We start from the raw sequence: 13058 nt of genomic DNA on the forward strand, positions 1-13058 counted from the left end.
AAATGTACTCATCGGGAGCCTACGCCCGCGCTGCGCCCGGTGTCGGGCGGTCGGGGGTCTCGGCGGAAGTGCCGGTGCGATGCACGATTTCGAGGCCTTTCGCCCACGCTGCACGTGCGCGTGCGATGTCGTCCTCCGCGTGTGCTTGTGCCGTCGCGGAGATGACGTCGGCCAGCGCGGCGACCGCCTCGAGGTCGCCCAGCTCGGCCAGCCGCTGCAGGCCCAGCGCGTACAGCCGGTCGCCGGCCAGCAGCGCCAGGTCGGGCTCGGGGTCCGCGAGGACCCGCGAGCGGTCGTAGTGGAGCAGCTCGCCCTCGCGGATCGCCTCCAGCAGGAAGCGGACCTCGGCGCGCGGGCCGGGCGGGAGCGGCTCCCCCTCGGGCGCGTCGCGCAGCGCGTTGGCGAGCAACCCGCCCTCCTCGCGCAGCACCTGCGCGAGCTCGTCGAGCGGCGCGGTGCTCATCCGCGCGCCTCCGCGAAGGCGGCCGCCGCCGCGTCGATCGTGCGCTCGAGGTGCTCGGGGGCGTGGACGAGTGACGGGAACCACGCCTCGTAGCCCGACGGCGGGGCGTAGACGCCGCGCGCGAGCAGCCCGCGGCACCACGCCGCGTACGCCGCGTGGTCGGCCTGCTGGGCGTCCGCGTAGCTGCGGACCGGCTCCTCCGCGAAGAACACGGTGAGGAGGCCCGGCTTGGTCGGGATCTGGACCGCGACGCCCGCGCGCTCGGCGGCGTCGCGGAGGCCGTCGGCGAGCGCCTCGGTGGTCGCGGCGAGCCGCAGGTACGCGTGCTCGTCGAGCATCGACAGCGACGCCAGGCCCGCGGCGACGGCCAGCGGGTTCCCCGACAGCGTGCCCGCCTGGTAGACGTCGCCCGCCGGCGCGATGCGCTCCATCAACGCCCGCTTGCCGCCGTACGCGGCCGCCGGCAGCCCGCCGCCGATGACCTTGCCCATCACGGTGAGGTCGGGGGAGACGCCGGTGCGCTCCTGCGCGCCCCCGACGTTGACGCGGAAGCCGCTGATGACCTCGTCGAACACGAGCAGCGCGCCGTTGTCGGTCGCGGCCTGGCGGAGGAGCTCGAGGAAGCCCTCGGCGGGCGGGACGAGGCCCATGTTCGCCGGGTACGGCTCGGCCAGGATCGCCGCGAGCTCGTGCTCGGCGACGGCCTTCCCGATCGCCTCCGGGTCGTTCCACGGGACGATGATCGTGTTCGCCGTGGCGGCCTCCGGGACGCCGGGCGAGGCCGGGATGCCCTGCGTCGCCAGGCCCGAGCCGGCGTCCGCGAGCAGGCCGTCGAGGTGGCCGTGGTAGGCGCCGGAGAACTTCAGGATCTTCTCGCGCCCGGTCGCCGCGCGCGCGAGGCGGATGGCGCTCATCGACGCCTCGGTGCCCGACGACGTCATGCGGAGCATCTCGACGCTCGGCATGCGGCGCGAGACCTCCTCGGCCAGGTCGACCTCGGCGGCCGTCGGCGCGCCGAACGTCGTGCCGTGCGCGGCGGCCTCGGAGATCGCCGCGAGGATGTCCGGGTGCGCGTGCCCGTGGACGAGCGGCCCCCACGACATGACCCAGTCGACGTACCGGTTGCCGTCGACGTCCTGGATCTCCGCGCCGTCGGCGCGGTCGATGAAGATCGGGTCGCGGCCGATCGACCGCATGGCCCGGACGGGCGAGTTGACCCCGCCGGGGAGGTAGCGCACGGCCCGCTCGTAGAGGGCGGCGGACTTCGTGTCGCGGATGGAGACGGCCACGAGCTGCCTCAGACCCCCGCGTGCTCGCGTTCCCAGTTCTTGAAGTCCTCCGTGAAGTACAGGAGGCGGATCTTCTTGAACTCGGTCGAGGAGTAGAGCGTGGCGCGCTCGGTGACGCCGAACTCGTCGGCGATCGCGTCGAGGATGGCGTCGCACTCCTCCTTGGAGCGCCCGTGGGCCATCGTGAACACCGAGTACGGCCAGTCCTCGTAGGTGGGCCGCTGGTAGCAGTGGCTGATGCCGCGGTAGGCGGCCATCTGCGGGCCGATCGCGTCGATCTGGTCCTCGGGGACCTTCCAGACGCCCATGCCGTTCGCGGAGAAGCCCGCGCGGCGGTGGAAGAGGATCGCGGCGACGCGCCGCAGGAGGCCCCGCTCGACCATCCCCTGCAGATGCTCGAGCAGCTCCTCCTGGGTCATCCCCAGCTCGGCCGCGGCGGGCGCGTACGGCTCGGCGACCACCGGCATGTCGCCCTGCGTGGCGCGGACGACCGCCTTGTCGCGCTCGTCGAAGTCGACCTTCTCGACCGGCGCGGGCGTGACCGCCTCGACCTTCGACGCGAGCGACTGGGTGTCGCCCTCCATCTCCAGGTCCATGCGGATCTTGAAGAGCTGGAGCGTCGGCAGCTGACGCACCGACGTCGCGCCGGCCTCCTTGGCGAGCACCTCCAGCGTCCCGTCGAGGCCGAGCTTGGACTCCTCCTCGACCGCGATCGTGAACCACATGTTGAAGTCGTGGTTGCGCAGGTAGTTGTGGCTCACGCCCGGGTGCGCGTTGATCGCCTTCGCCGCGCGCCAGGGGTGCTCGGGATCGACCTTCGCCGCGACGAGCATCGAGCCGTAGCCGAACGCGCGGGTGTCGAAGATCGGCGTGACCTGGCGGATGATCCGGTCGTCGAGGAGCCGCTGGACGCGCGCCAGGCACTCCTCCTCGGTGATGCCCGCGGCCTCGGCGACGGCGGCGTAGGGGCGCCGGGCGAGGGGGAACTTCCCCTGCATCAGGTTGAGGAGCTTGCGCTCCAGGTCCTCCAGCGGCCGCGCGGCCCCGTGGGTGCGGCTCCGGACCTTCGCTACTGGTGAAGCCATCGGGCAGCGTCCTTCGCGTGGTAGGTGATGATGATGTCGGCCCCCGCGCGCCGGATCCCGGTGAGGATCTCCAGCACGCTGCGCCGCTCGTCCAGGTGACCCGTCGCGGCGGCGGCCTTGACCATCAGGTACTCCCCGCCGACGGAGTAGACGCAGAGCGGCATGCGCGTCGCCTCCTTGACCCGGCGGACGACGTCCAGGTACGGCAGGCCCGGCTTGACCATGACCACGTCCGCGCCCTCCTCGACGTCGAGCAGGACCTCGCGCAGCGCCTCGTCGGCGTTGCCCGGGTCCATCTGGTAGCCGCGCCGGTCGCCGAAGCTCGGGGTGGAGTCGGCGGCGTCGCGGAACGGCTCGTAGAACGCGGACGCGTACTTGGCGGAGTAGGCGACGATCGGCACGTCGGTGAACCCTTCCCCGTCGAGCGCCGCGCGGATCGCGCCCACGCGGCCGTCCATCATGTCGCTGGGCGCGACGACGTCGGCGCCGGCGCGCGCGTGCGAGACCGCGGTGCGGGCGAGCAGCTCGACCGAGCTGTCGTTGTCCACCTCGCCGTCGGCGGTGAGCAGGCCGCAGTGGCCGTGGCTCGTGTACTCGCACAGGCACACGTCGGTCATCACGACGAGGTCGGGGTGCTGCGCCTTGATCGCGCGCGTCGCGACCTGGACGACGCCGTCGTCGTCCCACGCGCCCGAGCCCTCCTCGTCCTTCGCGGCCGGGATGCCGAAGAGGATGATCGCGCCGAGCCCGAGCTGGGCCGCCTCGGCGGCCTCGTCGACGGCGGAGGCGATCGAGTGGCGCGAGACGCCGGGCATCGCGGCGATCGGCGTCGGGGCGTCCAACCCCTCCTCGACGAAGAGCGGGAGGACCAGGTCGCCGGGCTCGACGCGCGTCTCCCGGACCAGGTCGCGCAGGGGACTCGTCCGGCGCAGCCGGCGCAGTCGGGTCTGCGGAAAGGCCATCGGCCACCAAGCCTAGTGCCGGTCAGCCGAAGCGGCGGAGGGCGAGGCGCCCGATGGCGCCCCAGGCGGCGACCAGCGCGACCAGGTGGAGGAGCGGGCCCCAGGCCGACTCGCCGCTGTCGTTGAGCGTGCGGTCGAGCGCGTCCAGCGTCGGGTCGAACGGGAAGAGCGCGCTGATCGCCGTGATGACGTCGTAGAGCGTCGGCGCCACCGCGCCCGACGGGACGAGAGCGAGGAACGCGATCGGCAGCGAGAGGAGGAACGCGAGCAGCGAGGCCGCGCGGACCTCGCGGGCGGCCGCGCCGATCGCGACGCCCAGCGCGCCGAACGCCGCCGCGCCGAGCAGCAGCGCCAGCAGCCACAGCGGCGCCTGCGACCAGCTGATCTCCACGAACACGCTCAGCCCCGCGACGAGCAGCGTCCCGAGCGCGAACGAGCACAGCGCGGCCAGCGCGACCTTCTCCGCCAGCAGCGCGGTGCGGCCGACGAGGCCGCGGACGAGGCGGCCGAACGCGTGCTCCTCCCGCTCCAGCGCGAGCATCCCGGCCGCGAGCAGCACGCAGACGAACATCAGCGAGACCGTCACGGCGACCGCCACCGCGAACGCGTCGAGCGGCGTCCGGGAGCCCGCGAGGACCGTCTGCTTGACCGTCACCGGCTCGCTGATCGAGGCGAGGATCGCGTCGGAGAGGTCGAGGTTGTCGACCGCGAGCTGCGCGAACCGCTCGACCTGCTCGAGCTCCTCCCGCGCCTCCGAGTCCTCCGGCAGCCGGGCCTCGACGTCGCGCAGGATCTGCGCCGACCGCTCCAGCCCCAGCACGTCGAACTCGCGCAGGAACAGGTCGATCGTCCCGCCCTTGAGCAGGATGTCGAGGTAGTCGGCGCCGACCTTCGTGATCTCCTTGGACAGCGCGAGGTTCGCCTCCGCCAGCGTCGACTCGATCGTCGACTCGACGAACCGCCGCTTCAGCGGGTCCTCGCCGTTGTAGATCACCTCGACCTGCGGCCGCTCGCCGTCCCCGGTCAGCGAGAGCGAGCTGCGCAGCCGGTCGGCGGCGTCGGCGGGGATGATGAGCGCGCCGAGCGCCTCACCGGACTCGACGAGGTCGACCGCCTCCTCGCGCGTCTCGACGCGGATCGGGTCGACGCGCTCGAACAGCCGGTCGGCGTACGTCGCCGCGTCGCGCGTCTCGCCGCCGACCGAGAACGTGCCCTCGCCCGGCGGCACCTCGTTGACGAACGCGACGCGCGGCTTCTCCGGCCCGCCCGAGAGCGAGAACCCGATCAGCAGCGCGACGAGCACCGGGTAGGCCACGAGCAGCGCCACGAGCAGCGGCGAGCGCCGCAGGATCTGCAGGTCCTTGACGAGGAGCCAGCGCACTTAGTGCCCGCGCTCCGCGAGGAACGCGACGAACGCCGCCTCGAAGTCCTTCGCCGGCCCGCCCACCGCCGTCTCCAGCTCGCCCGGCGTGCCCTCGAACAGCCGCTCGCCGTCGGCCAGGACGAGCACGCGGTCGGCGTGGCGCGCGGCCTCGGCGAGGTCGTGCGTCGTGAAGACGATCGTCGTGCCGCCCGCCGCCTTGCGATCCAGGAACGACCACACGCGCTGGCGGTGGCGCGGGTCGAGCGCGGAGGACGGCTCGTCGAGCAGCAGCACCGGCGGGTCGGCGAGCAGGCCGATCGCGATGTTCACGCGCTGCTGGTTGCCGCCGCTCAGGGTCCCCAGCTCGTCGTCCGCGCGGTCGGCGAGGCCGGTGTCCTCCAGCGCCCGCGCGACCGCCGCGCCGGGATCCGCGACCCGCTCCAGCCGCGCGAACAGCCGCAGGTTCTCCGCGACGCTGAGCTTGCGGTAGACCGCCGTCTGCTGCGGCACCCAGCCGACGCCGCCGTTCTCGCTGCGCACCGTCCCCGAGGTCGGCTCCAGCAGGCCGCCGAGGATCGACAGGAGCGTCGTCTTGCCGGCGCCGTTGGGTCCGATGATCGCGAGGCGCTCGCCGGGGGTGGCGGTGAAGCTGACGCCGCGCAGGGCCTCGTGCGCGCCGTAGCGCTTCGTGACGCTCTCGGCCGCGATCATCCGGGCGGCAGGCTACTGCCGCCGGTGTCCCACGGCTCCAGCACCAGGTGGCGGCGCAGGTAGACCACGGTCTCACGGACCACCGCGGCGATCGGCAGCGCGATCAGCGCGCCGACGAGCCCGTAGATCTCGGCGCCCAGGAGCAGCGCGAAGATCACGAGCAGCGGGTTGATGCGCAGCGTGTACGCGAACACCTGCGGCGCGACGACGTGGCCCTCGAGCTGCTGCAGCGCGAGGAAGAGCAGGCCGACCCACACGCCGGTGAGCGGCTCGTCGAGGAACGCGACGATGAGCGGCGGCAGCGCGCCGAGCACGGGCCCGACGAACGGCACGAGCTCCATCAGCCCGAACCACGCGCCGAACGCCAGCGCGTACGTCTTGCCCGCCTCGAAGATGCCGAGCTCGCCGAAGATCCACAGCGCCACGCCCGCGCTCGTGCCCATGATCGTGCTGAACGCGATCTGCCCGCGGACGTAGCCCGACACCGCCTTCTGCACGCGCGTCGGGTAGTCGTCCTCGGGCGTCCCGTCGCCGGGCGGCATGACCGACCGCACCAGCGCCCCGATCCGCGGGCCGTAGAGCAGCATGTAGATGCTCAGCACGAGCACGAGGACGAGCTGGATCGACACCTCGACGATCTCGCGCAGCAGCTCGCCGGTGAACGTCACGATCTCGCCCGAGCCCTCCAGGATCTGGCTCTGCAGCGTGCCGAGCGCCGTCTCGCCCTGGGCCTGGATCTCGACGTCGATGCCCTGGTCGTCGAACCACGTCTGCAGGTCGGCGAGCGACGCGTTGGCGTCGTCGATCAGCTCCGGCACGTCGTCCTGGAAGGCAGCCACCTGGTCGGCGATCGGGTTCGACAGGACGAGCCCCGCGACGACGAGGAACGCGAAGAACGCGAGGTAGACGCAGGCCACCGCGAGACCGCGCGGGAGGCGGGCGCGCTGCAGGGCCGCCACCATGGGGTTCAGGATGAGCGCGATGACGGCCGCCACGACGAAGACGAGCAGCACCACGCCCGCCGCCCGGGCGAGGGCCCACAGCCCCAGCACGGCGAGCGGCAGCGTGACGAGCTGGACCCACCGCGGCACGACCAGGGGCGCCGGACCCTCCGGGCGCTCCTGCGGCTCCTGCGACCCCTCGCTCATCGCGGCCCAAGCATCTCAGCCGTGACCGACGGCTCGACGTCCATCCTCTTCCTCGGCGACGTCGTCGGGGGCCTCGGGCGCCGGACGCTGCTCGGCACGCTGCCGGCGCTGCGCGAGGAGCTGCGGCCCACGTTCGTCGTCGTCAACGGCGAGAACGCGGCCGGCGGCCTGGGCATCACGCCGAAGATCGCCGACGAGCTGTTCGCGGCCGGCGTGGACGTGATCACGCTCGGCAACCACGCGTACCACAAGCGCGAGATCTTCCCGTACCTGCGCGAGCACGACCGGATCATCCGGCCGGCGAACTTCCTCAAGCGCCACCCGGGCAAGGGCGTGACGATCGTCGAGCGCGACGGCGTGCGGCTGGCGGTGGTGAACCTCATCGGCACCGTCTTCCTGAAGGCGGCCGGCTCGCCGTTCGACGAGATCGAGCGCGTCCTGAACGAGCTCGACGGCAAGGCCGACCACATCCTCGTCGACCTCCACGCGGAGGCGACGAGCGAGAAGGTCGCGATGGGCTGGTACCTCGACGGCCGCGTGACCGCGGTGCTCGGCACGCACACGCACGTCCCGACCGCGGACGAGCGCGTGCTGCCGAAGGGGACGGCCTACATGAGCGACGTGGGGATGACCGGCCCGCGCGGCGGCGTCATCGGCGTCAAGAAGGAGCAGGCGATCCAGTCCCTCGTCGACCAGCTCGGCGTGCGGTTCGAGACGTCCGAGGACGACCCGTGGGTGATGGGCGCGTTCATCCGGTGCTCGGGGCCGCTGCGGGCCGAGGCGATCGAGCCGGTGCGGCGACCGTGGCGACGGTGACCGCGAGCAGCGCGAGCAGCAGCGCGTTGCGGACGCCGACGAGCGCGACGGCGAACGTCTGCTGCTCGACCACGTCGAAGTAGCGCGAGGGGAACTCGAGCTGGGTCACGAGCGCGGCCGCCGCGCACAGCAGCGCGATCGCGCGGTCGCCCCACGCCCAGCACAGCGCCGCGAACGGCAGCAGCCACGTCAGGTACTGCGGGCTCAGCACCTTGCCCAGCGCCATGAAGGCCACGGTCGTCGCGAGGCCGAGCAGGGCCAGCCGGCGGATGTCGCCGCCGCGCGCGCTCAGCAGCAGCAGGCCGAGGTAGGTCAGCCCGAGCGCGGCGGTGAACAGCCCCTGGACGCCGTCCGCGTAGCCGCCCGCCAGGCCGTTCGACTTGAACCGGTCGGGCGTCGCCTCGGTGCCGGTCACGTACGAGTCGCCGAGGATCGACAGCACCGTCGCCGCCGTCGACTCGATCTGCACCGGCCGCTCCAGGTGGAAGCGGAACTGCTCGAGGAACCCGTCGCCCCAGAACGGCAGGCACACCGCGACGACCACCGCGGTGAACGCCGCGACGCCGGGCAGGATCCGTTCCCGCTGCCCCCGGCCCCACAGCCAGAGCACCGCGATCGGGACGAGCATGATCGGCGTCAGCTTCACCACCGTCCCCACGCCGAGCGCCGCGAACGCCCACGTCGTCCGCCCGCGCGCGAAGAGCAGCAGCGCGCCCGCCACGATCGCCGCCGGGAGCAGGTCGTAGTGGGTGCGGATCTGCGCGCCGAGCAGCAGCGGCGCCGGCACGCACGCCCACATCGCCGCCCGCCCGCCGAGCGCCCCCACCCACCGCTGGAGGACGAGCAGACAGGCGAGCATCAGGAGGCCGAAGACGATCGGGTACGTCACCTCGTCGTTGCCGAACGCGCCGCCCAGCGCGATCGGCACGATCGCGAGCGGCGGGTACTCGAACTGCCAGTCCAGGTAGGGCCGCATGCCGTCCTGGACGAACGCCGTCATCGACCGGTAGACGTAGAGGTCGTTGACGGAGACGTCGGACGTGGGCCCGACGGTGACCGCTAGGCCGTAGACCGCTGCGAGAGCGGCCGCGGGGCCAAGACGGCGAGCATGACGAGCGGGAAGAACCACACGATGTAGAGGTAGAACCAGTACGTGACGCTGAGCTGAAGCGCGATGAGGATCGCCGCGCACAGCGCCGCGAGGCCCGCGACGTCGTGCCGGCGCGGCGCCACGGCGAGCGCGAGGGCCAGGATGACAGCGCCGGCCTGCACGAGCTTCTGGAGCAGGTCGAGGTCGTACAGGCCCCAGATGGAGAACGGCGCGTCGCGATCGGCCTGGAACGCCACCGAGACGTCCCAGAACGTCCCGAGGTCGTCGACCACGAGCGCCAGCAGGCCGACCACCGTCGCCACGAACGGCAGCCCGAACAGCACGAGCTTGCGGAGCTTCACCGGCCACGGGTCGCCCTCCATCCCGTGCGTCGCCAGCAGCGGCACGAGCGCCGCCGGCGCGAACTTCGCCATCGCCGCGAGGCCCGCGAAGAGGCCGCGCGCCGGCGCGCTCGACACCACCAGCAGCGTCCCGACGAGCAGCGCGGAGACCAGCGCGTCGTTCGCGTTGCAGTTCAGGACGAAGAGCGTGAACGGGAACGCGGCCCACGCGTACGCCAGCGCGACGCCCAGCGCGTGCCCGGCCACCCGGCGGCCGAGGACGTAGAGGCCGATCAGCGTCGCGAGGTCGAACACGATGGCCGCGCCGTGCGCGGCGGGCAGGTCGTTCCACACGCCCGTCCACGGGAAGAGCAGCTCGAACGGCAGGTAGAGCAGGTAGTTGAGCGGCCCGTACGTGTCGCCGTGCTGGTTGTCGTCCGGGAAGTTGCCGTAGACCGGCTCGCCGTGCGCGATGCGGTCCGCCCCGATCACGCCCGCGTAGCCGACGTCGATGACGTTCGAGCTCGTCAGGTTGAGCCCGATCCGGAAGCCGACGAGGAAGATCAGCGCGATGAGCAGGTACGACGGCGGGATCCACAGCCGCGGCATCTCCATCGGCCGGCCGCGCCTGAGCCCGACGACGAGCATCCGCCCCAGCAGGTAGGCGAGCAGCGGGAAGACGAGCGGCACCGACTTGTCGATCTGCGCGTCGTTGAAGAACGCCAGCGACGCGCTGAAGCCGCCGAGCACGAGCAGGTCGAGGTGGAGCCAGCGGAAGGGCCGGCGCCAATCGACGAACGGCACGATGAACGCGATCAGCAGCGGGATCCAGACGTAGGGCGCGTTGACCTTGCGCCCGAACGCGCCCTCGTAGCCCCGCGCCATCGTCCACGCGACCTTGTAGTCGGTCCACGCCTCGACGATCACGCCCGTGCTGTCGTCGATCAGCACCTGCGCGATCTCCTTGCGGGGACTGCCGGGCGGCGTGCGCGTGAACCAACTCACCTGCCAGCGGCCGACGCCCTTGGTGTAGACCTCGCGCACCGGCCGGTCGTACTCGGCGACCTCCTCGCGCACCTCGCGGCGCGTCAGCGCGATGCGCGCCACCTCGCGCCCGGTGCGCTGGAAGAGCGCGGGCCGCGAGTCGAGGTCGGGGACCGACTTGAGCTCCTGCGCCTGCGCGGTGGCGGGCGCGAGGGAGGCCGAGCCGAGCGTCAGGGCCCCGGCCAGGAGGAGCACGGCCGCGAGCGCCGCCGCCGCGGCGCGTCTCACCGGCCGAACGTCCAGAGCTTGTTGCCGAGGAACGAGAGCGGCGTCGCGCACACGATCGACACCGCCTGGGCCGGCACCTCGGGCACGCCCGCAGCCGTCACCAGCAGCTCGAGGATCGCGAAGCTGAAGAGGAACGCGCCGACGCTGACGGCCAGGAAGCGCGCGGCCTGGAAGCCCGCGTGGCCGTCGTGGGCGCGGAAGGTCCAGCGCCGGTTCCAGAGGAAGTTGTTGGCCACCGCGACCAGGAACGCCACGAACGCGGCCAGCTTGTGGTCTGCGTCGGCACCCTCGACCATCGCCGTGAACACGAGCAGGTTGACGACGTAGCCGCTGCCGCCGACGGCGGCGAAGCGCACGAGCTCCAGCCAGTTCGCCGGGTGCCGCATCCCCGCGCCCACGCGGGTGCGCAGGGCGATCGAGACGTCGTCGGTGCTCACCCGTCCGAGGCTACCTGGAAGTGCCGCAGCGTCTGCGGAGCGATGTCCGCGATGCTCCACTGCTCGCGCTGCTCCAGGCCCTCGACGCCGGTGAGGATGAGCGCGCCGAGCGAGTCGCTGCGGTGCAGCGAGCCGTGCGAGCCGCCGCCCACGTGGTCCGCGCCGCCCCAGTCGACGAACTCCTGGCCGGGCGCGGCGGAGAGCAGCAGGTCGCCCGACGTCTCGCACTGCAGCGCCGCCCACACCCGCGCGAGCGCGTCCGGGTACGTGTCGGAGCGGAACACGCCGTCCTCGACGCGCGCGTCGAGCACGTCGAGGTTGCCGCGGACGACCCACCGCAGGCCGCGCGGGTCGGCGACCTCCTCGCCGGGCGCGAACGTCAGCGCGCCGCGGCGGGAGACGATCACGCCGACGCCCTCCTCGCGGTGCATGACGAGGTCGACGCCCTCCTCCTCCAGCGCGGTCGCGATGAGGCGCGGCACGAGCTCGGCGCGGCCCTCGGGCTCCAGCACGTAGACCATCGCGCTGCGCTGCGCCGGGCAGACCGCGATCTCCGCGTCCTCGGGCTTGGCGCCCTGCGGCCCGGTGATGTCGAACGCGTCGAACAGCGCGAAGAGGTCGACCGACCGCTCGACCGCCGCGTGGGAGTGGTCGGCCATGACGATCACGGCGTGCTCCTCCAGGAAGCGCTCGGGCCCGCCGCCGGCGTGCATCACGCGCTCGATCTGGTGGTCGGCCTCGTGGATCGACTGCACCTGGGCGTGCGGCCCGTACTTGTGCGAGTGCGTGTCGTTGTCGGGCAGCGACAGGAGGAGGAAGTCGAACAGGTCCTGCTCGACCAGGTGCGCCGAGACGCAGCCCGAGTGCTGGTCGCGGATGCCCGGCATGCCGAGCTGGCTGCGGCAGCTCGTCTTCTGCGACGCGTACAGGTCGGCGTAGAACAGCTCGCGCGGGCCCTTGATCGGGCGGCGGAAGAGCGTGCTGGACGCGATCCGCGTCAGCGCGCTGTCGCGCGTGACCTGGTGCTCGTGCCGGCCGCGGTACATGAGGTACGTCGTCCCGGCGGTGCGCAGCCCGGCGTCGTCGAGCGCCTCGAACACGGTGAGCGTCTCGGGGCTCAGGTGCTCCATGTTCATCCGGTAGACGGTGTCGGTGAGCTGGCGGCTGATGCCGAGCTTGCGCGACGCGCCGAAGCTCGAGCCGTACTCGACGTAGCGCCGCTCGTCGCGCCACCACCAGTTCATCGACGGGATGCGGTGGCGGTCCTGCAGCGTGCCGGTGGCGATCGCCGCCGCGCACACGGGCGTGACCGACGGGAACGCGGCGACGCAGTCGTCGACGTACGTCCCGCGCTCCATCAGCAGGCCGAGCGTGGGCGCGCGGCCGGTCGACACCGCCTTCTCCAGCGCCGACGGCTTGAGGCCGTCGATCACCGCGAGGACGAGCTTCTTGGGCACCGGGCGACGGCCCTTCCGCTAGCGGAGGATCCGCAGGCCCGCGTACTTCTGGCCTTCCTTCTTGCGGCCGCTCAGCAGCAGCCACACGAGGAAGCCGAGCGCGACGAGCGCGAGGGGCGGCGCGAGGATCGACAGCACCGCGACGAGCAGCGCGCCGCCGTCGACGTACACCGCGAGCGCCGAGCGTGCCTCGCTGTCCAGCCGCCCGCGCACGCGCGCGAACAGGCCGCGGGTCGCGTACCAGGCGAAGGCCGCGACGAGCAGGCCGGCGGGGATGCCCGGCCACCAGGTGTCCGAGTGGTCGGCGAGCGTGCCCGCGAAGAGGCCGGCGCCGACCGCCATGCCCGCGACGAGGATGGCGATCGAAAGCGGGCCGCGGTCCTCCTCGCCGTCGCCGCTGCGTTCGGCGAGCGTGACGAGGATCAGCGCGACGACCAGCGCCAGCAGCCAGCCGGTCCCCTCCAGGAACGCGAAGTCGGTCCCGTCGAAGTCGATCGTGAGGTTCGCCGCGGCGAACGCGCCGGCCGCGAGGCCGGGCAGGAAGGGCCGGATGCCGGCCGCCGTGGCCAGGCCGAGGCCGGTGAGGATGTCGAAGACGGTGTCCATTGCTCCGTTAGGGTGTAC

General features: G+C 72.6%; 13 protein-coding genes. 1 reads left to right on the plus strand and 12 read right to left on the minus strand.

Annotation, left to right across the window (positions count from 1 at the left end; genetic code table 11):
- Positions 1–19: 19 nt before the first annotated feature.
- Genes AC1UE5_RS21495 through AC1UE5_RS21525 form a run of 7 tightly spaced genes read right to left on the minus strand, consistent with a single transcriptional unit; the run spans position 20 to position 7021 of the window.
- Positions 20–463, minus strand: a complete 444-nt coding sequence (locus AC1UE5_RS21495; RefSeq protein ID WP_482927404.1) for a hypothetical protein — start codon at positions 461–463, stop codon at positions 20–22.
- The gene (hemL, locus tag AC1UE5_RS21500) at positions 460–1752 is read right to left on the minus strand and encodes a glutamate-1-semialdehyde 2,1-aminomutase (protein ID WP_482927406.1); all 1293 of its coding nucleotides are present in this window, start codon (positions 1750–1752) and stop codon (positions 460–462) included. The genes AC1UE5_RS21495 and hemL overlap by 4 nt, the downstream gene beginning before the upstream one ends.
- A gap of 8 nt (positions 1753–1760) precedes the next feature.
- Entirely contained in the window at positions 1761–2837 is a 1077-nt protein-coding gene (gene ahbA, locus AC1UE5_RS21505; RefSeq protein ID WP_482927408.1) for a siroheme decarboxylase subunit alpha, read from the minus strand.
- Positions 2822–3799 carry a porphobilinogen synthase gene (hemB, locus tag AC1UE5_RS21510; protein ID WP_482927410.1) on the minus strand — a complete coding sequence of 326 codons (978 nt, stop codon included), beginning with the start codon at positions 3797–3799 and terminating at the stop codon, positions 2822–2824. The genes ahbA and hemB overlap by 16 nt, the downstream gene beginning before the upstream one ends.
- Positions 3800–3821: 22 nt before the next feature.
- Positions 3822–5180 (minus strand): ABC transporter permease, encoded by a 1359-nt coding sequence (locus AC1UE5_RS21515; RefSeq protein WP_482927412.1) that lies wholly within the window; start codon positions 5178–5180, stop codon positions 3822–3824.
- Entirely contained in the window at positions 5181–5873 is a 693-nt protein-coding gene (locus AC1UE5_RS21520) for an ABC transporter ATP-binding protein (RefSeq protein ID WP_482927414.1), read from the minus strand.
- Complete coding sequence (locus AC1UE5_RS21525) at positions 5870–7021, minus strand: AI-2E family transporter (RefSeq protein WP_482927416.1); 1152 nt, start codon at positions 7019–7021, stop codon at positions 5870–5872. Before AC1UE5_RS21525 ends, AC1UE5_RS21520 begins: the two co-directional genes overlap by 4 nt.
- 21 nt (positions 7022–7042) lie before the next feature.
- On the opposite strand from AC1UE5_RS21525, the gene AC1UE5_RS21530 reads away from it, so the two are divergent.
- Positions 7043–7837: a TIGR00282 family metallophosphoesterase gene (locus AC1UE5_RS21530; protein WP_482927418.1), complete on the plus strand. Its 795-nt coding sequence runs from the start codon at positions 7043–7045 to the stop codon at positions 7835–7837.
- Here the strand turns inward: AC1UE5_RS21530 and AC1UE5_RS21535 are convergent.
- From AC1UE5_RS21535 to AC1UE5_RS21555, 5 genes are read right to left on the minus strand one after another with little or no spacing between them, the layout of a single operon-like run.
- On the minus strand, positions 7770–8837 hold the full coding sequence (locus AC1UE5_RS21535) for a glycosyltransferase 87 family protein (RefSeq protein ID WP_482927420.1): 1068 nt from the start codon (positions 8835–8837) through the stop codon (positions 7770–7772). The genes AC1UE5_RS21530 and AC1UE5_RS21535 overlap by 68 nt on opposite strands.
- A 59-nt stretch (positions 8838–8896) precedes the next feature.
- Positions 8897–10540 carry a hypothetical protein gene (locus AC1UE5_RS21540; RefSeq protein ID WP_482927422.1) on the minus strand — a complete coding sequence of 548 codons (1644 nt, stop codon included), beginning with the start codon at positions 10538–10540 and terminating at the stop codon, positions 8897–8899.
- Entirely contained in the window at positions 10537–10977 is a 441-nt protein-coding gene (locus AC1UE5_RS21545) for a GtrA family protein (protein ID WP_482927424.1), read from the minus strand. The genes AC1UE5_RS21540 and AC1UE5_RS21545 overlap by 4 nt, the downstream gene beginning before the upstream one ends.
- Entirely contained in the window at positions 10974–12434 is a 1461-nt protein-coding gene (locus AC1UE5_RS21550) for an alkaline phosphatase family protein (RefSeq protein ID WP_482927426.1), read from the minus strand. Before AC1UE5_RS21550 ends, AC1UE5_RS21545 begins: the two co-directional genes overlap by 4 nt.
- An 18-nt stretch (positions 12435–12452) precedes the next feature.
- The gene (locus tag AC1UE5_RS21555) at positions 12453–13040 is read right to left on the minus strand and encodes a DUF4126 family protein (RefSeq protein WP_482927428.1); all 588 of its coding nucleotides are present in this window, start codon (positions 13038–13040) and stop codon (positions 12453–12455) included.
- Between the last annotated feature and the right edge of the window lie 18 nt (positions 13041–13058).

This window comes from Parviterribacter multiflagellatus (assembly GCF_056863265.1).